Here is a 19,215-nt window from a genome sequence, read left to right on the forward strand (position 1 = left end):
CCGCGCGCCGAGACTGCGGCGTTTCCAAGCGATACACATGATGGCCGTGTGGCGAGCGCGCCGGTAGGCACTTCTAAGCCATGTATTGGGGTGCGCCTAAGTGCTTCGAGCGTAGTCTCGCCCCGATGCGCTGCAGGCCTAGTTCATGACCGGTATGGGTTAGGGCGAAATGGCATCCGGTAACAAACTCGAGGTCGCCCAGCCGCGCCTTGGATGGCTAGTCGATGGCCTTGATACCGAAGACCGCGCGGTGATGCTGCGGGATACCGGCACCGCGATCGAGCTAACAGTACCCACGAGGGGATACCAGGAGCCGGACGGCGGGCATGGTGATTGGTTTGCGGCGGACTCTTTCATTACGAGAATCCCCGCTCCCCCGCCGAGGCTCGAGATGCCCAGTGTGCTCGCCTTCGAAGACGGTGACGGCGCGGTCGCGCTAGCAGGCTGTCAAGCTCGGTCTGGAAGCTCAGGTACGCATGGCGGGCATGGCGTCATCCGGGCCGACTACGCAATATTCGGCGTTGGGTCACTCGCCTACGCGCAGGTGAACGGCATGCGTACCGAACTTCCCTTCCTTCCGCAATGGATGGGGAGACGCAACGTACATGCAGAATGGACGCAGCAAGTAACGAACCGAGCGGGATCGCTCGAAGTAAATGTCGAGCCGCCCGAGCTAATCCGTGTCGCGCGCAACCTCAATCTCGCACTTCGGCGCGGGTATCGTGCGAAGGTGTCGCCGGTGCCGGGGCGCACCCTGTTCGAGGACATCGTCGAGGTCGAGACACGAGTTTCTCGGCCGCGGGCCTGGGACGAGCATCTTGCAGTACACCGAGCTATCGCCGATCTGCTTGCGCTAGCCGCTTGGAAGCCAGCCGGGCACCATCGGATGTCCGCGGTGATCGATCGCGATCCGCAACGAACGATGACTGGGGCGGGGCGGGGTGCTCCTTGGCGGGAGGTGGCGACACATCGCCTTCCGCGGCAGCCATATGTCGAGGAGCGGCAACATTTTCTCTTTGGCTTCGAAGACATCGGTGTGGCGGGCTTGCGGCGTTGGCTCGGCATGCGCCGTTTCTTTGCGAGAGGACTGGATCCCGTAATTGCTCTTGCTCAACGGCCAGAACAAGATCTCCAGACCGTTGTGATGCAGGCGGGTGTCGCAATCGAGGCGCTTGGATACCTTATTTGCCGGCATGAGCACGAGGGTGCTCATCTCAATAGGTGGGACCAGATGCCGTATGCCGAAGCTGCACGTCACTTGGTCGGAGAGTGCACCTCGCAGCCCGTACCCGACGCCGACGAGTGGGTACAGGCATCAAGCGACGCGTACCGCGCGGTCAAGCACGCGGACAACGACATGCCTGACCTTGAGATTGTGTTGACATCAGCGCTCGACTCGTTGTCGGTAGTTAGGTACTGGGTGGCGACTCGGCTGGGATGTAGCGCTGAACGTCTAGAGCATGCTCGTCGTCTGGATCCACTACGTCGTTGACCGCACACTGTCACGGCTCAGGACCGCCGATGGCCTTCATTCTCGCCATTCCCGCTGTTGACTCGAAGCGAGCCGAGAAGGATTCGAGCCGCGTCTAATCTGTGTGCACTAGAACGGATTCGCGATGTAAAACACACGTGCTCGGGACCCGGCGGGGTGGGCTGGAAGCGCCTCGATCAACGTCAAATGGGCCCGCGTAGCGCGAGGGAGGTGGAGTCGACCCGACTCTGGGCTTGGGTTTGATCTGATGTCAGCTAAAGGCCGAGCCCGACCCATACGCGCTGGACGGGCAGCGCGGTTCAGACACTCGGCACGATGTGGAACCCACGACCAACACGTGCGACTGCGATCCCCACGCTTGGCTCTTTGAACTCCTCACCGGCGGCGCTACCGAGTACCTGCTTTCAGACGAGGTCTTGGCGTACCGATATCTCGCTCGGCCGTCGAGCGGGCTTGGCGACACATCAAGCGCAACGCGGTATGAGCACCATATTGAGTGAGCGCCATGGCCATCTGACCGCACTGACATTCAAAGGATGTCCCCCCGCGTACAAGAACCACCTACCCCCTTAAGAACTTTGTGAACACCACCGTGACGGGGAGGATCAGAAACACGACGGGAACCATCATCGCGATCTCACGCCGTCCTCCCTCCTCAACCAGTGACTGGCGACCGTGCGAGCGCGCATCCTGTGCCTGGGCACGGAGCACATTCGCAAGTGGGGTGCCGCGCTCGATCGCAGTGGCGATGCCCTCGGCGAACCGCTCCAGCGCCGGCACCCCCGCGTCCCGCGCCATGCGAGTGAGAGCCGAGGGCAGCCGTTCGCCAGACCGCGCATCGGCCAGCGCAAGGCCGATCTCCCGGCTCAAGTCGCCCGAGGTCGTCCTCGACACCCTCTCAAGCGCCGCCGGCGCGCTCTCCCCTGCGGCGACCGACAACGCCAGCAGTTCCGCAATGGTGGGCAGTTCCGTGACCAGCCGTCGCTGTCGCAACGTGACAGAGCGGGTCAGTGCCGCATCGCGTACGAGCACCCCTGCTGCGGTGAGGACCAGGGCGAACACCGCCGTGGCGAGCACGGGCGCGCCTCGCGTGGCCGTCAGCATCAGCGCCACCGCGACGCCCACGCCCAGTCCCACCGCACCCCAGACCACCTGCTGCGCGCGGAACTGTTCGACCGACAACGTCGATCCCGAGCGCCGCAATCGCCGCGAGACGTCGGCAGAGGGAGCCCCCCAGCGGCTCATCACGCGGCCAAGGTCGCGCACGACGGGAGCCAACAGGCGTTCGACCGCTGGCACCGGCGTGATCGTCTGGTCGCGACGCCGAACATCATCCGCGAGCGTGGTGCGCAGGTACGGCGCGATGCGCGCCTCGAGCGTCGCCCGTCGGGCTCCGGCCCACGCGAGGACAAGCGCGCCACCCGTCCCGAGTGCTACGCCGAGCACGAGTACCGGCCATGTCATCTCAACACCCGCGCCTCTTCGGGCAGGCGCCCCACCCGCATCATCAGCCGGTAGGCGATCACGGTGCTCGCCCCGCCCAACGCGAGGACGATGACACCTGCCGGGGAGTTGTACGCGGCCGCGTTGCTGCCCTGGGTCGCGAGCAGCGCGAGCACTGCCCACGGCGCCGCGACCGCCAGGCGCGCGGCGTTGACGGTCCACGACTGTCGCGCCTCGAGCTCGCCGCGCGTGCGCGCATCCTCGCGCAGGAACTCGGCGAGAGTTCTCAGCACACGCCCCACGTCGGTGCCCCCGACGTCGCGCGTGATGCGCAGGGTCTCGACCAGCCGGTCCGCCACTGGGTCGGACAGCCTCAGCTTGAGAGCGTCCAGGCAGTCGTGGAACCTGCCCGAGGCGCGATAGTCCTCGGCGAACAACGCGAAGGGCTCGCGCAGCGGCTCGGGTCCGCGTTCGCCGAGTTGCCCCACGGCCTCCGGGAGCGCAAGCCCCGCACGGATTCCCGATGCTAGCGAGTCCACTACCTCGGGCCACAGTTCGCGCGTGGCCTGGCTGCGAGCGCGCGCTCGCGCGGCCACCAGCGCAAACGGCAAGCGACCGGCGAGAACCGCAAAGCATGCCCCGATAGGTGCGGACTCAGACATCCCTGCAACAACGATGAACGCCACGAGGGCCAGCCCGACGGCGATCCCGACGAGGGAGGCCGGGGTGACTCCTGCGGCCCCCGCGCGCACAAGCCTGTCCTGAGTCCGTGCCGCCCAGCCGTTGCGCGCGTTGCTCCGTCGTGTCGGCATCGGCCAGAACGACCACCACGCCATGAACATCCCCAGGCCGAGCACCACCCCCCACAGTGCGTCCATGTCATGAGCCCCGCAGCAAGTCGCTGAGCCGGTGGCGGCGTTGCTCGAAAAGCTCCTCGCGCGGCGGGAAGCCGTCGGCACGTTCGAGGCCCGACCGCCCCTGCCTGAAGAGGGTGGAGAGCTCAACGACCCCGGCCTCGGCGCGACCCGAGACGCCTACGATCTCGCGCACGCGCCGGACACCGTTCGCATCGATTCCCAGGTGCACTACCAGGTCGATCGCCGACGCGACGGTGGGCACCACGAACCGGTCGGAGACGTTGTCGCCAGCGAGCAGCGGGAGCGTGCACATCTTGGTGATGGCATCGCGAGCGCTGTTGGCGTGCACCGTGCACATGCCGGGAACTCCCGCGTTCAGAGCAATCAGCATGTCCAGGGCTTCCGCCTCACGCACCTCGCCCACGATGATGCGGCTGGGACGCATGCGCAGGGCTTCCTTGACGAGCCGGCGCAAGGGAATCTCACCGGTGCCTTCGAGGGACGACTGCCGGCACTGCAGCGCCACCCAGTCGCGCGTGGGTACAGCGACCTCGAACACTTCCTCGCACGAGATGACGCGTTCCCGCGACGGGATCGAGCCCGCGAGTGCACCCAGCATCGTGGTCTTGCCCGCCTGCGTGGCACCCGAGATCAGCACATTGAGGCCGGCATCGACAGCGGCCCCGAGGAAGTCGGCGGCCTGCTGGGTGAGTACTCCCAGCCGCACCGTGTCGTTCACGTGCCGCGCCCGCACCACGAACTTGCGGATGTTGACGCTCCAGTGCTTGCGGGTCACATCCGGGATCACCACGTGCAGCCGTTCGCCTCCGGGAAGCGTCGCATCCACAAACGGCGAGCTCAAGTCCAGGCGCCTGCCAGACAGCTTGAGCATCCGCTCGACGAGGTCCCGCACTTGACTCTCGGTGAGCAGCGTGGGCGTCAACTCCGAGACCCCGCCCCGGGCGACGAACACCTGCGAGGGCGAGTTGATCCAGATCTCCTCTACCTCTGGATCCTCGAGGTACCGCTGGAGCGGCCCCAAGCCCGCGACGTTGTCCATGAGCGACCGGGCCGCCGAGCTTGGATCGGTAAGCGCGGGCACCGAGCCGGCGAGCGCCCGGTGCTCCCACGCGGACAGGGCGTCGTCGACCAAGATTCGGACCGCCGCGGCCTCGCGCACGGGATCGAGGCCAGTGGTGCGAATCCGTTCTCGCACCTGGCTTTCAATCTGCTGGAGCGCGTCACTGCTCATGCGCCTTGAGAGTAGAGGTAAACGGCCGGGTGCGGTAGGCCCTGTGAAAATCGCACCGCCGGTCTACGACTCGCGTGAGGCCTGACCCCCACGCTGGAGGAGCTTGAGCACCACCCACACGACCCCAGTACCGATCACACCCCCGACCATCATCGCGATTGCCGCGCTCCCTCCGGCCTCTGGGACGGCGGTTGCCGTCACGCCGGCCGTGGCCATGACCGTGACGAGGAGTCCCGCCATGATTCCGCGACGGACCCTCATGGGCACACCGGGGTGGAGAACAGATCGCTCTCGGGCACCTCGCATCGCAGCACGCTGCCTCCGGACGCGCCCCACCACATGCCTGCCGTCAGCACGGCAACTACGAGCGCACCGGCGCTGACCAGCACTCGCTTTCGAGTCCGTGCCGTGTTCACACTTCCCAGTAAACAACTTGAGGCGGCCAATGCGCGGACCGGGAGGTCCTGCGCCGTCACCACCTGCTACTTATAGGACTCCCGCGTGACCACCGAGGTGCGAGACCGACGCGCGCTGATGCTCGTCGCGTTAGCGATCGGCGCCCTCGGTACCGGCCTTGCACTGACGCGCGCACCTGGCGATGTCTCGCTGTGGATCGGCGCCACGACTGGGTTCGTCGTGTTCGGCGGACTCTGGGTGCTGACAGCAGTGCTCCTCGATCGCGCGACGTCCCCGAGGTGGCTGATGGCCTTCACCGGACCCTGGGTGCGGACAATCGGAGTGCTGGCCGTCGTCTCCCTCGTGGTCGCGGTTGTGCCGATCTGGAGCATGTTGGTGTCTCCACTCACGTGGACCGCGGTCGGGGCGCTCACTCTCGCCCTCGCGAGTCGAGACCTACTTGCCGCTTCTTCGGCGGCGACCATCGCGGTCGCGTCGGCGGTGCTCATCCAGTCGTGGCCGATTGCTCTGCTGACGCCGCCCGTCGGCGCCGCTCTCGTATGCGGGCTCGGGGGCGCACTCCTCATTGCCGTAGCGCTCGTACTGAGCATGCGTGCTCTCTCACGCTCGCATCGGCATCTTGCCCGTTAATCGAAAGCGCGAGGGTCCGCGTATGCGGGAGCTGAACCGGGGTCCTAGCGAACGTCCGAGAGAGCGCGGATCAGATCGCCCACAGTGTGAGACGCGTTCGCCGGGTGCCGCAACGGCCGCTCAGGATGCACCACGTAGTGATTGCGGCGCCCGCGGCGATGCCGATCAAGATACGCCTCTGCCTCGAGGTCGTTCAAGATCGTCACCGCGGACCGGGTCGAGATCCCCACCTGGGCGGCAATGTCACGCACCGTCGCGTCGTTGTCGGCCGCGACAGCCAACAGCACGTGCGCGTGATGCGTCAAGAACGTCCACTCTGCCATCAGTCCATCATCCCAGCATGGCGCGTGGGGTGAGCCACATAAGCGAAGCAGATTTCATGTATTCTCCCGACGGAGGAAGTGGCCTTCACCTATCTTGGGAGAGTTATGTTCGACGCGGCGCTCATCAATCTGCTATCCCCGCCAGTGCTGGCGTTTGCACTCGGCGTACTCGCTGCCGCCATGAGGTCAGACTTGACGGTCCCCGAGGCGATGATGCGGGCGCTGTCCATCTACCTTCTTCTCGCTATCGGGCTCAAAGGCGGCGTTGCCCTCAGTGGCGAGAACGTGGGCGCGGTGATCAGCCCTGTCGCGGCAGCGCTCGTCCTCGGGGCGATCATCCCGGCCATCGCTTATGGGGTGCTCCGATGGGTGACTCGACTGGGGCCGGTGGACCGTGGCTCCATCGCCGCGCACTACGGCTCCACCTCTCTGGTCACCTTCACCGCCGCCCTCGTCTTCCTCGAGAACGCCGCCATCGCCGTTCCCGGCTACGCCGCGACCCTGCTCGCTGTGCTCGAGATCCCGGGGATCCTCATCGGCATCCTCCTCGCCCGCCGGCACCTCGCCAGAACCGCAGGCTGGGGCGCCACGCTCCACGAAGTCCTCACGGGCAAGTCCGTCTTCCTTCTTGTGGGCGGCCTGGCCATCGGGCTGATTATTGGACCCTCCGGGTACGCTCCAGTCGCCCCCGTCTTCACGGACGGATTCCGCGGACTGCTCGTCCTGTTCCTCCTCGCCCTTGGCCTGGAGGTCGGACAACGGCTCAGCACCATCCGCCAGGGCGGCGCAGGTCTCATCGCATTCGCCGCGGTCTTTCCCCTCGCCGCTGGCGGCCTGGGCGTGACGACCGGGGTACTGATCGGAATGGACGCTGGCGGTGCCGCCATCCTCGGCATCCTTTGTGCCAGCGCCTCCTACATCGCGGCACCCGCCGCCGTCCGCCTCGCCCTCCCCGACGCGAATGTGGCCCTCTCGCTCACCGCAAGCATTGGCATCACCTTTCCGGTCAACCTCGTCCTTGGCATCCCCGTACTCGCCGCGTTCGCGCAGTACGTCACCCCCAGCTGAGATGAGGCGATGGCGGAGCCCCGGCACACGGTTCCCGCATTCCCATTCCGAACGATTCGCGCATGCGCCCGGTGAGTGCGTTCTCGCCCGGGCGAACCGTGGTGGGCATGAGGAGCTTATGTGGAACACGGCGGCCGATGCGCGGGCCGGCTGGGCGCGCGTCGCTCCCCCCAGGCACAATGGCTTCTATGTGCGGCCGGTATGCGAACTTCCTCGCGGAGCAGGACCTCATCGACCACTTCGCGATCGCGACCGTGGCGGACGACGCCCGGCTGCTGCCGCCTAGTTGGAACGTCGCGCCCACCCAGCTCGTGCCGATTGTCGCGCCCGGCCGCGCGGAGGACGAAGACTCGGGCCGGCGCCTCGAAGCAGCCAAGTGGGGACTGGTGCCGTCGTGGGCCAAGGATCCGAGCATCGGCGCTCGGATGATCAACGCACGCTCCGAGACGATCGCGGAGAAGCCGTCGTTCCGCACCGCGTTCGCCAAGCGCCGCTGCATCGTGCCCGCGAGCGGCTACTTCGAGTGGCACACCGAGGACGGGACCAAGACCCCGTACTGGATCCACCCGGCGGACGATGCGCCGCTTGCCTTCGCGGGACTGTACGAGTTCTGGAAGGACAAGGCCTTGGGGGACGACGCCCCGTGGCTCGTGTCGACCTCCATCGTCACCACCGCAGCCCGCGACGAGATGCGCGACCTCCACGACCGTCAGCCCGTGATGCTGGTGCCCGAGGGCGTGGACGCGTGGCTCGACCGCGACAGCGATCAGGGCACGCTGTTCGACGTCATCGCCGCCCCGGCACCCAATCTCGCGTGGTACGAGGTCGACCGCGCCGTCGGCAACCCTCGCCACAACGACCCCTCCACCATCGAACCGGTGGAGTAGCGACCGAGAACCTGATCCCCACGGAGGAAACACGAGCATGGTTGAAGCGACAGGCACGGTAGTCGACGGCGAGCACGGCCCCGAGCTCGTCTTCCAGCGCTTGTACCACCTGCCCGCCCGGGAAGTGTGGGCGCACATTGCCAAGTCGGACCTTCTTGAGAAGTGGATCGGCCGCTGGGAGACGGACAAGAACACGGGCCGCGTGATCTTCTACATGACCGCCGAGGCTGGCGAGCCGCAAGGCGAGGAGTGCCTGGTCCGGAGCTGCTCTCCCCCGCATCGGCTGATGGTCGACGTCCGCACCCCCACGGGCACCTGGCACCTCACGGTCGGAATCAGCACGAACCTCGACGGGACCGTGCTCACGTTCGCGCACCGCCTGGGTCGAGACGATCTCGCGAGCATCGGCCCGGGATGGGAGTACTACCTTGACCGGCTGTCCGCCGTGCTGGGCGGCGAGAGCGCCGATGACATCGCGTGGGACGACTACTACCCGGCGATGTCCGAGCACTATGCCGCGATGGTCCCCGAGGGCGGCGTCGAGCCGAGCCCGCCGAAGGATGGCCTGGAGCACTGATCACCCGAGCGCGCCCACTGCCGCCCCCGGAACTGCCCGGTTATATCCGTTTATCTGTTGACAGCGTCGCCCTTCAGCGCTAGCGTGCGGAATTAGTTCAACCGGAACGGGCCCAAACGGGCACGGGTTGGGATTCTTCCGCAAAGAAGCGGGAGGGAAGGGTGGGACACCGATGTCCTTCAGCGACGCCGAGGCGAAGGCCAAAGCGAACAAGAATCGCACCGGAGCCGGGATCGGCTCGCAGGTGCAACGTCTGGGCCGCTTCATGTCGGCCATGATCATGCCCAACATCGGCGCATTCGTCGCGTGGGGACTGATCACCGCACTGTTCATCGAGGCCGGCTGGGTCAACGAGATCGCCGCACTGTTCAACGCCGGCTCGGACCAGGCCCCCGCAGGGGTGATGGAGTGGACCGCCGGCATCGCCGTGCTCGTCGGCCCCATGATCACGTTCCTGCTCCCGTTGCTCATTGGGTACATGGGCGGCAAGCTCGTCTACGAGACCCGCGGCGCCGTCATCGGCGCCGTCGCCACCATGGGCGTCATCGTCGGCTCTGACGTGCCGATGTTCCTGGGCGCCATGATCATCGGCCCATTCGCCGCGTGGTGCCTCAAGCGCCTCGAGGCGACCTGGCAGGGCAAGATCAAGCCCGGCTTCGAGATGCTCGTCGACAACTTCTCGCTTGGGATCCTGGGCGGTCTGCTGGCCGTGCTCGGCAAGATGATCATCGGCCCCATCGTCAGCCGCCTCGTCGAGTGGGCCGGCGAAGGTGTCGACTTCCTCGTCGACAACAGCCTGCTTCCGCTCGCCTCCGTGGTCGTGGAGCCCGCCAAGATCCTGTTCCTCAACAACGCCATCAACCACGGCGTGTTCACCCCGCTCGGCACCGCACAGGCGGAGGACACGGGCCGGTCGCTGCTGTTCATGATCGAGTCCAACCCCGGCCCCGGCCTCGGCATCCTCGTGGCCTTCATGCTGTTCGGGCCGCGCATGCTCAAGGCTGCGGCCCCAAGCGCCGGCATCATCCACTTCTTCGGTGGCATCCACGAGGTGTACTTCCCGTTCGTGCTGGCCAAGCCCAAGCTGATCGCCGCGGCGATCCTCGGCGGCATGACCGGCGTGCTCATCGGCGTGCTGTTCAGTGGCGGACTCGTCGCTCCTCCCTCGCCCGGATCCATCTTCGCGTGGATCGCCTTCACGCCCCCAGGCATCGGCAACTACGTGGTGATGTTCGCCCAGGTGATCCTGGCGGCCGCCGTGTCGTTCTTCGTGGCCTCCATGCTGCTCGGCTTCGGCCGGGAGGCGCGCCGCGAAGACGCGCCCGAGGGCGACTCCTCGGCCGATGCGACCGCCGGCACCACCGCACCCGCGACCGTCTGACGGCGTCCGCATCTACCCCACGAAAGGACAGGTCCGATGCCATCGGTCAACGGCTCAGAGGTCAAGAAGGTCGTCATCGCCTGCGATGCGGGTATGGGCAGCTCGGTGATGGTTGCCAGCACGCTCAGGTCCAAGCTCTCGCCTTACGGCGTGGAGGTGGTCCACACTCCCGTCAACGAGATCCCGGGCGACGCGAAGGTCGTGCTGTGCCACCAAGGCCTCGCGGCCCGTGCGCAGTCCACGGCACCGAACGCGGTGGTGGTGCCGTTCGCGATCTTCATGGGAGACCCCGCATTCATCAAGGTTGAGCAGGCCATCAAGAACGGCGAGACCCTTGAGTCCTGACCGAGCCCTGCTCGACGCCGGCGCCGTCCGCCTTGGCCTCACGGCCGAGGACAAGGCGGACGCGCTGCGCCAGTGCGGCGCGGTGCTCGTCGAGATCGGGGCCGCCACCGAGCACTACGCAGCGGCCCTTCACGAACGCGAGAAGTCGGTGTCCACCTACGTGGGCGAGGGCGTCGCGATCCCGCACGGCACCAACGAATCCCGCGAGCACATCGCGCGAGCGGCCCTCGCCGTCCTCCAGTTCCCCGACGGGGTCGACTGGGATGGCCAGGAGGTCACCGTGTGCGTGGCGATCGCGTCCAAGACTGAAGAGCACGTGGACATCCTGTCCTCGCTTGCCCGGGTCCTCATGGACCCCGCGAAGGCGGAGGCGCTCCGCGGCGCCACCTCCGCTGACGACGTGCTCGACCTGCTGTCCCCCCGAACCACTGAGGAGTCACCCATATGAAAGCCCTGGTCTTCCACGCCCCCGAGGACGTCCGCATCGAGGACGTCCCGGAGCCGGAGCCCGGCCCCGGCGAAGTCAAGATCCGCGTGCGCAACTGCTCGACGTGCGGCACGGACGTCAAGATCTTCCAAAACGGCCACCAGAACCTGTCCCCGCCTCGCATCATCGGCCACGAGATCGCCGGTGAGATCGTGGGCCTCGGCGCCGGTGTAGAGGGATGGGCCGAGGGCGACCGGGTGCAGGTCATCGCGGCCGTGCCGTGCGGCGACTGCTACGAGTGCTCGCGCGGCTGGATGGAGGTCTGCCAGAACCAGACCTCCATGGGCTATCAATACGAGGGCGGATTCGCGGAGTACATGATCGTGCCCCGCGAGGTCATGAAGGTCGACGGCCTGAACAGGATCCCGGACGGGGTGGGGTTCGACGAGGCTTCGGCCGCCGAGCCGCTCGCGTGCGCGATCAACGCACAGTCCATCCTGGGTATCGAGAAGGGCGACACCGTCGTGGTGTTCGGCGCCGGCCCCATCGGGGCGATGCACATCCGGCTGGCACGCGCCAACGGCGCGGGCCGCGTGTTCCTCATCGACGTCAACGCCGACCGCCTCAAGATGACGGCCGATGCGGTCCATCCCGAGGAGGTCATCGACGGCTCCGTCGTAGATGTGGTGGAGCGAGTCAAGGAGCTCACCGACGGCCGCGGCGCGGACTGCGTCATCACCGCCACGGCCGCAAACGTCGCGCAAGAGCAGGCCATCGCGATGGCGGCGCGCAATGGGCGCATCAGCTTCTTCGGCGGGTTGCCCAAGACCAACCCCACCATCACGTGCGACTCCAACCTGGTGCACTACCGGCAGCTGCGCATCTTTGGCGCGAACGGCTCCGCGCCGCATCACAACAAGGAGGCGCTGCGGCGCATTGCGTCCGGAGAAGTGCCCGTGAAGGACCTGATCACGACTCGGGTGCCGTTGGCAGAGGTGCTCGACGCATTCGGTATTGTCAGGCGGGGCGAGGCCATCAAGGTGACGATCGAGCCGTGACCCCTCGACCTCTACCCTGACAACCGTCGCGAGGAGCCCCGCCATGTACGCCCAGGAACGCCAGCAGTCGATTCTTGCGACCGCGCGTTCACGGGGGCGCGTCGAGGTGGGGCTGCTCGCGGAGGAGTTCGGAGTCACGGTCGAGACGGTGCGCCGTGATCTCACGGCTCTCGAGCGACTGGGAGTGCTGCGGCGCGTTCACGGGGGCGCACTGCCCGTGGAGAGGCTCACTCTCGAGCCCAGCCTCGAGACTCGGCAGACTCAGTTCGCGGAGCACAAGCATCGGATCGCCGTGCGGGCGGTCGAGGAGCTGCACGAGGGAGACTCGGTTCTTCTCGACTCCGGCACCACCACGCTCGCCATTGCGCGTGCGCTGCCACCGGGACTGCGCCTCACCGTCATCACCAACTCCATCGACGTCGCCGCGCACCTCGTGCACCGCGAGCGCACGGAGCTGATGATGGTCGGCGGCCGTGTGCGCCGGCGCACCGGCGCCGCGGTGGGCGAATGGCTCACGCGCGCACTCACCGACGTGACCGTCGATGTGGCCTTCGTGGGCGCCAACGGCTTCACGGTGGAACACGGCCTGACGACTCCGGACCAGGCCGAGGCAGCGGCCAAGCGCGCCATGGCGATCGCCGCGCGACGCCTCGTGTGCGTGGCCGATGCGTCCAAGGCCGGACAGGTGCACCTGCACCGGTTCGCGCCCACTGAGCAGTTGGCGCTCATCATCAGCGACGGCTCGCTCGACGACGACACCGTGCAGGACTTCGAGGACGTGGGAGTCGAAGTGGCGCGCGCCTGATCGTCACGCCACGCCCCAGGTCCGAGCAGTGATGCTGCCGTGCACGCGAGGACACCAGCGGCCCCACTCCTGTCCACCTCGGTTGACAGGAAAGCCCGCCCGCCGCGTGGCTGGACCGCGGCGCTGAGCCCGAGACCGCATCGGCCGCCGTCGCGCAGCCGACGCGCTGGGCACGCGCCGCCGAGGCGTTGCCGAGCTCGTCCGTTCGCGCCGCACTAGAGGATTCGGGTGAATTCCTGGTTGGCGGCCTCCCGCACCGCCTCGATCGCGAGGCCCGCCTCGCGCGCCGACCGGGCGGCGTGAGCCAGGCGCTGGCAGTCGGCGAGGTTGTGCATGCTGAGCGCCACCCGCACTGCCGGCACCTTGCTCGGTGCCATCGACAGGCTGGTGATGCCCAGCCCGACCAGCACCAGGGCCAGCAACGGCTCCCCCGCTGACTCTCCGCACACGCCGAGCGGCCGGCCCGCGCGCTGAGCACCTTCGGCGGCGACGGCGATCATGTCGAGGACGGCCGGCTGCCACGGATCCAGAAGGTCAGCGAGCTCGCCCTGCATCCGGTCGGCAGCCATGGTGTACTGCGCCAGGTCGTTGGTGCCGAGGCTGCCGAACTCCACCTCGCCCAGCACATGCTCGGCGCGCATCGCGGCCGCTGGGACCTCGATCATCACCCCTGCCTTGGGGAGACCGTTCTCGTGTACACGGCGGGCGAACCATGCCGCCTCCTCCGCCGTCGCGACCATCGGTGCCATCACGCGAACGTCTGCGGTGGTCTCACGCGCGGCGATGGCTAGCGCCTCGATCTGAGCGTCCAGCAGATCGGGACGCTCCGCGGACATGCGCAGGCCCCGGCGGCCGAGCGCCGGGTTCTCCTCTTCACCCAGGTCGGCGAACGCGAGCGGCTTGTCGGCGCCCGCGTCGAGCGTGCGGACGACCACGCGCCGGCCCTCAAAGGGAGCGAAGACCTGGCGGTAGATCTCCGTCTGCTCCTCGACCGTCGGAGCGGTCTCGGCGGAGAGGAAGACGAACTCGGTGCGGAACAGGCCCACGCCCTCGAGGTCGAGTCCGCCCGCGCGCTCGGCGTCGTCGACACCGCCGATGTTCGCGAGCAACGCCACCGGATGGCCATCACGAGTCGCTCCCGGACCCGTCGCGCGGCTGAACGCATCGATCCGCAGCTCGCGCTTGCGCGCCTGCTCGTCGAGGAAGACTTGACCCGGCTCGATGGTGACGGCACCGGAGTCCCCGTCCAGAGCGACGACGGTTCCGGTGGGAATGTCGGTGGCGCGCGGCACCTGCACCGCCGCGGGAATGCCCATCTGCGCCGCGAGGATCGCGGTGTGGCTGGTGCGGCCGCCGCCCTCCGTGATGATGCCCACCACGAGCGCGCGGTCCAGCACGGCGGTGTCCGCCGGCGCCAGGTCCTGAGCCACGATCACACTGGGCACGGTGAAGGACGGTACGCCGGGTGCAGGCGCACCGAGAACGGCCGCGATGGCACGAGCACCGACGTCACGCAGGTCGGTGACCCGCTCGGCGAAGTAGCCGCCGAGTTGCTCGAACTGCACGGCATAAGACTCGACGGCCTTCGCGATCGCGTTGGCGGGCCCGGTTCCGGCACCGACCTCCTTCGTCGCTGCCTTCATCAGCCCCTTGTCACGCGCAATCAGGGCAGTGGCCTTCAGGATCTGCTGGGCATGCTCGTCGGCACCGGTCGCCCGCTCCTCCAATGAGACCGCGACTGACTCGAGGGCCGCGCGGATAGCAGCGACCGCAGCGTCGGCGTCGGCAGGAGCTGGCTCGCCCACGGGCGGGGGGACCGGCGGTGCCACCTGCACCACCGGTCCGGCGGCCGTGCCCGGACTGACCCCAATGCCGTGGCGGCTCTCCGGAGCGACCATGATCGGCGCCCCCCTACTCCGCGTCGAGGTCGCGCGACAGCAGTGCGACGAGGGAGTCGAGGGCCTCATCTGCCCCGTCTCCTTCGGCAGACAGCACCACCTCTTCGCCGTGCTTGGCGCCGAGGGCCATGACGCCGAGGATGCTGGTGGCGTCCACGGGCTCGTCGCCCGGCCGCGCAATTTCGACGTCGAGGCCCGTGGCGCTCGCCTGCTCGACGAACAGCGCGGCGGGACGCGCGTGAAGTCCGACGGACGAGGCGATGGTGACGGTTCTTTCAGACATGTTCTTGCTCCTTTGTTGACGGGAGGAATCAGGCGGCCGCGGGAGCGGCCTCGGTGGTCAGCGGGTCGTGAACGCCCTTGCGGTCGCGGGACTTGAGCGCGAGCACGATCGCCGTGGTGACGAGCACGCCCGCGGCGAGCGCGACGAGGAAGAGCAGGAAGTTGCCGATGAGCGGCAGCACCCAGATCCCGCCGTGCGGTGCGCGAAGCGTGGTGCCGAACAGCATCGCGAGGCCACCGGTGATGGACGAGCCGACCACGGAGGACGCGATCACGCGGACCGGGTCGGAGGCCGCGAACGGGATGGCGCCTTCGGAGATGAACGATGCGCCGAGCAGCCACGCGGCCTTGCCGTTCTCGCGCTCGGGCTCGGAGAAGAGCCGTGGGCGAAGTGTGGTGGCCAGTGCCATCGCAAGCGGGGCGACCATGCCTGCCGCCATCACGGCGGCCATGATCTTGAGTTCGGGAGCATCCGCGACCGCACCTGCGGCGGCCAGACCTGTGGTCGCGAACGTGTACGCCACCTTGTTGACCGGTCCGCCGAGATCGAAGCCCATCATCGCTCCGAGGATCGCGCCCAGGATGACGGCACTGGTGCCGCCCATCGCGCCGAGCGCGTCGCTCAGCGACTCACTCAGTGCTGCGATCGGGCGGCCCAGCAGCGTGATGAAGAGGCCAGCGGTGATGAGGGTCGAGATGAGCGGGATGACCACCACGGGCATCACCCCGCGCACCCCCTTGTGCACCTTCCAGCTCGACACCCACTTGGCGAGGAACCCGCCCAAGAAGCCGGTAGCGATGCCGCCGAGGAATCCGGCGCCCATGGTCACGGCGATCGAGCCGCCCACGAGTCCGGGCACCAGTCCCGGACGGTCGGCGATCGCGAAGGCGATGAACGCGGACAGGATCGGGACCAGGAATCCGAACGAAGCCCCGCCGATCACGAACAGCAGCGCGGCCCACGAGGTGAGGCTCGCGACCGAGAAGCTCTGGGCGATGTCGTACTCGCCCTCGGCGCCCAGTCCGTACTGAACGATCTCGATCGCGCCCTCCTCACCCAGGGCGACCTGGGCGAGCATGAAGGACAGTGCGATCATGATGCCGCCAGCAGCGACGAACGGGATCATGTAGGAGACGCCGGTCATGAGCCACTGACGGATCTTGACACCCGTGCTCATGCCGCTGTCGGCCTTCGACGTGAGGCCGCTGGCCACGACGGGTCCAGCCGCCTGCGCCGCGAGCGACGGGTCCTTCTCCCACTGGTCGGCCATCGCGGCCGCGCGGGCGACGAGAGTCGGCGCGCCGGAGATTCCCTTCTTCACGCCGACGTCGACTGTCGGCTTGCCCGCGAAGCGGCCTTTGTCCTTCACCTCGAGGTCGTGAGCGAAGATCACCGCATCTGCGTTGGCGATGAGTTCGGGGTCGAGAGGGTCCGAGCCCGCCGAGCCTTGTGTCTCGACGGAGATCGTGTGCCCGGCATCCTTCGCCGCGCGCTCCAGTGCTTCCGCCGCCATGTAGGTGTGGGCAATTCCCGTCGGGCACGACGTGACGGCGACGATCGACAGGGGCTTCTTCTCGGCCGATGCGGGCGCGGCCTCCGCAGGCTTCGCAGGTTCGGCGGACGCCGGGCTTGCCGGAGGCTCTTCGGCGAGGGCTGGGTCGAGCGCCACCTCGTCGTTGACGAGCTGGACCACCTCAGCCTCCGTCGTGGCGGCGGCGAGCGCCTCCTTGAACTCCGACTTCATGAGCGCGCGGGCAAGCTTGGGGAGCATCTGCATGTGCGCGTCGCCACCAGCTTCGGGTGCGGCGATCAGGAAGACCAACGTGGCGGGGCCGTCCTTGGCCCCCCAGTCGATGCCGTCCGACACGCGACCGAACACGAGCGAGGGCTCGGTGATCGCCGCACTACGGGCGTGAGGAATGCCAATGCCGCCGGGAAGTCCCGTGGCCATGGTCTCTTCTCGGGTACGGACATCGGCAAGAAATGCCTCGAGGTCGGTGCAGCGCCCGGAGGCGACGAGTCGTTCGGCGAGGACACGCGTCGCTTCGTGCCGATCTACGCCGGTCAGGTCGAGTACGACCTGGGTCTCATTGATGAGGGGCATGGGTGCATCCTTTCGGGTCATTGACCCAGGCGGTAGGTGAGCGAGGGCGAGGCGTCGACTGCGACGTCGACCGCCCGCAGATCCTCTGGACTGGGGACGCCACTGCCCGCAAGCGCGACGGCGGCTGTTCCCCAGCGGACGGCGACGGCGAGTGCGGCCGATGCCGGCATTCCTGTGGTGAGCGAGTGCAGCAGGCCCGCGAGCATGCAGTCACCCGCGCCCACGGTCGAGAGCGGTGTCACGCTGTGCGCATGCGCGTGAACGGTGTCCTCACGCGTGACGAGCAGAGCGCCGTCCTGGCCGAGACTGACGGCCACGATGTCGATGCCGCCGTCGACGAGGGTCAGTGCGGCGTCGCGCACGTCCTTGAGAGTCGCGAGCTCCGCGCCTACGAGCTCCGCGAGCTCGTCGTTGTTGGGCTTGATGAGGTGGGGCCGCGCCGCCATCGCGGCCGACATCGATGGTCCCGACGAGTCGATCGCCACCCGCACGTTCCGCTCGCGTGCCGCCAGGACCAGTTGCGCGTAGAAGTCAGCGGGCACGCCAGGCGGCAGGCTGCCGCAACCGACGATCCAGTCGGCGTCGACCGCGAGATCCAGGGTGTGGTCGAGCAGAGTCGCAACCTCGGTCTCGTCAAGCGCGGGGCCGGGCTCGTTGAGCTTGGTCGTGGTGCCGTCAGGTTCGAGGATGCTGATGTTCATGCGGACCGCCCCAGACACCGGGACGCTACGGCGCGGTACGCCTTCGGTGTCGAGAAGTTCCTCAAGGAGGTGCCCCTCGGGTCCGCCAATCGGCAGGACCGCCGTGGTTTCTGCGCCCTGGGCCACGAGGGCGCGCGAGACATTGACACCCTTGCCGCCCGGGTCGATGCGGTTCGCGGTTGCGCGGTGCACCTCGCCGGGGTGCAGTGCATCGATCATCACCGCACGATCGATCGAGGGATTGGGCGTCAGCGTGACGATCATGACCTGACCACCTGAGGGCCGGCTGCTCGCATCTCGTCGGTGACATCGTCGGGCAGCCCAGTGTCCGTGACGATCACGTCGATCTCGGACAGGTCGGCGAACCGATGGAGATGGTCGTCGCCGGCCTTGCTCGAATCGGCCGCGAGCACGACGCGACGAGCCGAGTCGATCATCGCGCGCTTGACCTGAGCCTCTGCCTGATCGGGCGTCGTGAGGCCGCGGCGGACCGACATGCCGTTGGTGCCGATGATGGCGACGTCGGCCACCACACCTCGCAGGACTTCGGTGGCCCATTCGCCGACCGCAGCGCCGGTCACGCCCCGGACCCGGCCGCCGATGAGATACAAGGAAACGCCCGAGCGGGAGCTCAGCACGTTCGCGGCCGCGACGGAGTTCGTGATGACGATGAGCTCCCGGTCACGCGGGAGCAGATCGACGATCGCGAGCGAGGAGGAGCCGGAGTCGAGGACCACGGTGGCGCCAGCGGGAATGTGGTCGAGCACGTGGGAGGCGATGCGGCGCTTGACGTCCGCGAGGCGACCGGAGCGCGTCGCGAGAGTGGGCTCTATCTCGAGGCGCTCGACGGGGATGGCGCCGCCGTGCACCCGGCGCAGCGAACCATGCTGTTCGAGAGTGGTCAGGTCGCGACGCACCGTCTCGCTCGCGACACCGAGGTCAAGCGCGAGGGCGGCCACATCGACACGGCCCGCGGCACGTGCCTGTTTCAGGATGCGTTGCTGTCGCTCCGCCGCATACATCGGATCCCCTGTCGCTGATCTTGGCGCCTCATCGGGCCTCTTCCCACATAAAACCACCTACACGGGTGTCAGTCAAGCGTAACGGGCGCCCGATTGTGTGGTTTTGAGTATGGGATGGACCACATCGGCTCCTCGATGTCGCGCGTCCGTCAGTGGAGGAGAGCCAGGAATCCGCTGTGCCCGGATGTCGACGCTGAGTGACCTCTGTGCTGCTAAGACGAGGAGACGACGGGCAAACGACGGCG

20 protein-coding genes are annotated in these 19,215 nt (G+C 67.6%); 10 read left to right on the top strand and 10 right to left on the bottom strand.

Features of this window, described 5'->3' with window-relative positions; all coding sequences use genetic code 11:
* Window positions 1-169 precede the first annotated feature (169 nt).
* On the top strand, window positions 170-1,492 hold the full coding sequence (locus ACNI3K_RS08895) for an ApeA N-terminal domain 1-containing protein (protein ID WP_419391522.1): 1,323 nt from the start codon (window positions 170-172) through the stop codon (window positions 1,490-1,492).
* Window positions 1,493-2,053: 561 nt separating this feature from the next.
* On the opposite strand, the gene ACNI3K_RS08900 is transcribed toward ACNI3K_RS08895, so the two are convergent.
* The 4 genes from ACNI3K_RS08900 to ACNI3K_RS08915 all read right to left on the bottom strand — a co-directional run bounded on the left by ACNI3K_RS08900 (window position 2,054) and on the right by ACNI3K_RS08915 (window position 5,305).
* Window positions 2,054-2,956 carry a type II secretion system F family protein gene (locus ACNI3K_RS08900; RefSeq protein WP_419391523.1) on the bottom strand — a complete coding sequence of 301 codons (903 nt, stop codon included), beginning with the start codon at window positions 2,954-2,956 and terminating at the stop codon, window positions 2,054-2,056.
* The gene (locus tag ACNI3K_RS08905) at window positions 2,953-3,813 is read right to left on the bottom strand and encodes a type II secretion system F family protein (protein ID WP_419391524.1); all 861 of its coding nucleotides are present in this window, start codon (window positions 3,811-3,813) and stop codon (window positions 2,953-2,955) included. The genes ACNI3K_RS08900 and ACNI3K_RS08905 overlap by 4 nt, the downstream gene beginning before the upstream one ends.
* A gap of 1 nt (window position 3,814) precedes the next feature.
* Window positions 3,815-5,044, bottom strand: coding sequence for a TadA family conjugal transfer-associated ATPase (locus ACNI3K_RS08910; RefSeq protein ID WP_419391525.1), 1,230 nt, complete (start codon window positions 5,042-5,044; stop codon window positions 3,815-3,817).
* Between the two features lie 63 nt (window positions 5,045-5,107).
* Entirely contained in the window at window positions 5,108-5,305 is a 198-nt protein-coding gene (locus ACNI3K_RS08915; protein WP_419391526.1) for a hypothetical protein, read from the bottom strand.
* Between the two features lie 240 nt (window positions 5,306-5,545).
* Between ACNI3K_RS08915 and ACNI3K_RS08920 the strand changes: the two genes are divergently transcribed.
* The gene (locus tag ACNI3K_RS08920; RefSeq protein WP_419391527.1) at window positions 5,546-6,091 is read left to right on the top strand and encodes a hypothetical protein; all 546 of its coding nucleotides are present in this window, start codon (window positions 5,546-5,548) and stop codon (window positions 6,089-6,091) included.
* A 44-nt stretch (window positions 6,092-6,135) separates the two neighbouring features.
* Here the strand turns inward: ACNI3K_RS08920 and ACNI3K_RS08925 are convergent, their stop codons facing one another.
* On the bottom strand, window positions 6,136-6,414 hold the full coding sequence (locus ACNI3K_RS08925) for a helix-turn-helix transcriptional regulator (RefSeq protein ID WP_419391528.1): 279 nt from the start codon (window positions 6,412-6,414) through the stop codon (window positions 6,136-6,138).
* A gap of 105 nt (window positions 6,415-6,519) precedes the next feature.
* Here ACNI3K_RS08925 and ACNI3K_RS08930 point away from each other — a divergent pair, with 105 nt between their 5' ends.
* From ACNI3K_RS08930 to ACNI3K_RS08965, 8 genes are all read left to right on the top strand, one after another.
* The gene (locus ACNI3K_RS08930; protein ID WP_419391529.1) at window positions 6,520-7,482 is read left to right on the top strand and encodes a sodium-dependent bicarbonate transport family permease; all 963 of its coding nucleotides are present in this window, start codon (window positions 6,520-6,522) and stop codon (window positions 7,480-7,482) included.
* Window positions 7,483-7,670: 188 nt separating this feature from the next.
* Window positions 7,671-8,369, top strand: coding sequence for an SOS response-associated peptidase (locus ACNI3K_RS08935; protein WP_419391530.1), 699 nt, complete (start codon window positions 7,671-7,673; stop codon window positions 8,367-8,369).
* A gap of 37 nt (window positions 8,370-8,406) precedes the next feature.
* Window positions 8,407-8,946 (top strand): SRPBCC domain-containing protein, encoded by a 540-nt coding sequence (locus tag ACNI3K_RS08940; RefSeq protein ID WP_419391531.1) that lies wholly within the window; start codon window positions 8,407-8,409, stop codon window positions 8,944-8,946.
* 172 nt (window positions 8,947-9,118) lie between these two features.
* Complete coding sequence (locus ACNI3K_RS08945; protein WP_419391532.1) at window positions 9,119-10,327, top strand: PTS transporter subunit EIIC; 1,209 nt, start codon at window positions 9,119-9,121, stop codon at window positions 10,325-10,327.
* Between the two features lie 36 nt (window positions 10,328-10,363).
* Window positions 10,364-10,672 (top strand): PTS lactose transporter subunit IIB, encoded by a 309-nt coding sequence (locus ACNI3K_RS08950; RefSeq protein WP_419391533.1) that lies wholly within the window; start codon window positions 10,364-10,366, stop codon window positions 10,670-10,672.
* The gene (locus tag ACNI3K_RS08955) at window positions 10,662-11,120 is read left to right on the top strand and encodes a PTS mannitol transporter subunit IIA (protein ID WP_419391534.1); all 459 of its coding nucleotides are present in this window, start codon (window positions 10,662-10,664) and stop codon (window positions 11,118-11,120) included. Before ACNI3K_RS08950 ends, ACNI3K_RS08955 begins: the two co-directional genes overlap by 11 nt.
* On the top strand, window positions 11,117-12,157 hold the full coding sequence (locus ACNI3K_RS08960; protein ID WP_419391535.1) for a zinc-dependent dehydrogenase: 1,041 nt from the start codon (window positions 11,117-11,119) through the stop codon (window positions 12,155-12,157). The genes ACNI3K_RS08955 and ACNI3K_RS08960 overlap by 4 nt, the downstream gene beginning before the upstream one ends.
* 43 nt (window positions 12,158-12,200) lie before the next feature.
* Window positions 12,201-12,962, top strand: coding sequence for a DeoR/GlpR family DNA-binding transcription regulator (locus ACNI3K_RS08965; protein WP_419391536.1), 762 nt, complete (start codon window positions 12,201-12,203; stop codon window positions 12,960-12,962).
* A gap of 215 nt (window positions 12,963-13,177) precedes the next feature.
* Here the strand turns inward: ACNI3K_RS08965 and ptsP are convergent, their stop codons facing one another.
* Genes ptsP through ACNI3K_RS08990 form a run of 5 tightly spaced genes read right to left on the bottom strand, consistent with a single transcriptional unit; the run spans window position 13,178 to window position 18,970 of the window.
* A complete protein-coding gene (ptsP, locus tag ACNI3K_RS08970) occupies window positions 13,178-14,860 on the bottom strand; it encodes a phosphoenolpyruvate--protein phosphotransferase (RefSeq protein ID WP_419391537.1) in 1,683 nt (560 codons plus the stop codon).
* Window positions 14,861-14,873: 13 nt separating this feature from the next.
* Window positions 14,874-15,143, bottom strand: a complete 270-nt coding sequence (locus tag ACNI3K_RS08975; RefSeq protein ID WP_419391538.1) for an HPr family phosphocarrier protein — start codon at window positions 15,141-15,143, stop codon at window positions 14,874-14,876.
* Between the two features lie 28 nt (window positions 15,144-15,171).
* Window positions 15,172-17,247 (bottom strand): PTS fructose transporter subunit IIABC, encoded by a 2,076-nt coding sequence (locus ACNI3K_RS08980; RefSeq protein ID WP_419391539.1) that lies wholly within the window; start codon window positions 17,245-17,247, stop codon window positions 15,172-15,174.
* 17 nt (window positions 17,248-17,264) lie between these two features.
* Window positions 17,265-18,212: a 1-phosphofructokinase gene (gene pfkB / locus ACNI3K_RS08985; protein WP_419391540.1), complete on the bottom strand. Its 948-nt coding sequence runs from the start codon at window positions 18,210-18,212 to the stop codon at window positions 17,265-17,267.
* Window positions 18,209-18,970, bottom strand: a complete 762-nt coding sequence (locus ACNI3K_RS08990; RefSeq protein WP_419391541.1) for a DeoR/GlpR family DNA-binding transcription regulator — start codon at window positions 18,968-18,970, stop codon at window positions 18,209-18,211. The genes pfkB and ACNI3K_RS08990 overlap by 4 nt, the downstream gene beginning before the upstream one ends.
* Between the last annotated feature and the right edge of the window lie 245 nt (window positions 18,971-19,215).

It is taken from the genome of Demequina ureilytica (assembly GCF_048553575.1).
Classification (GTDB): domain Bacteria; phylum Actinomycetota; class Actinomycetes; order Actinomycetales; family Demequinaceae; genus Demequina.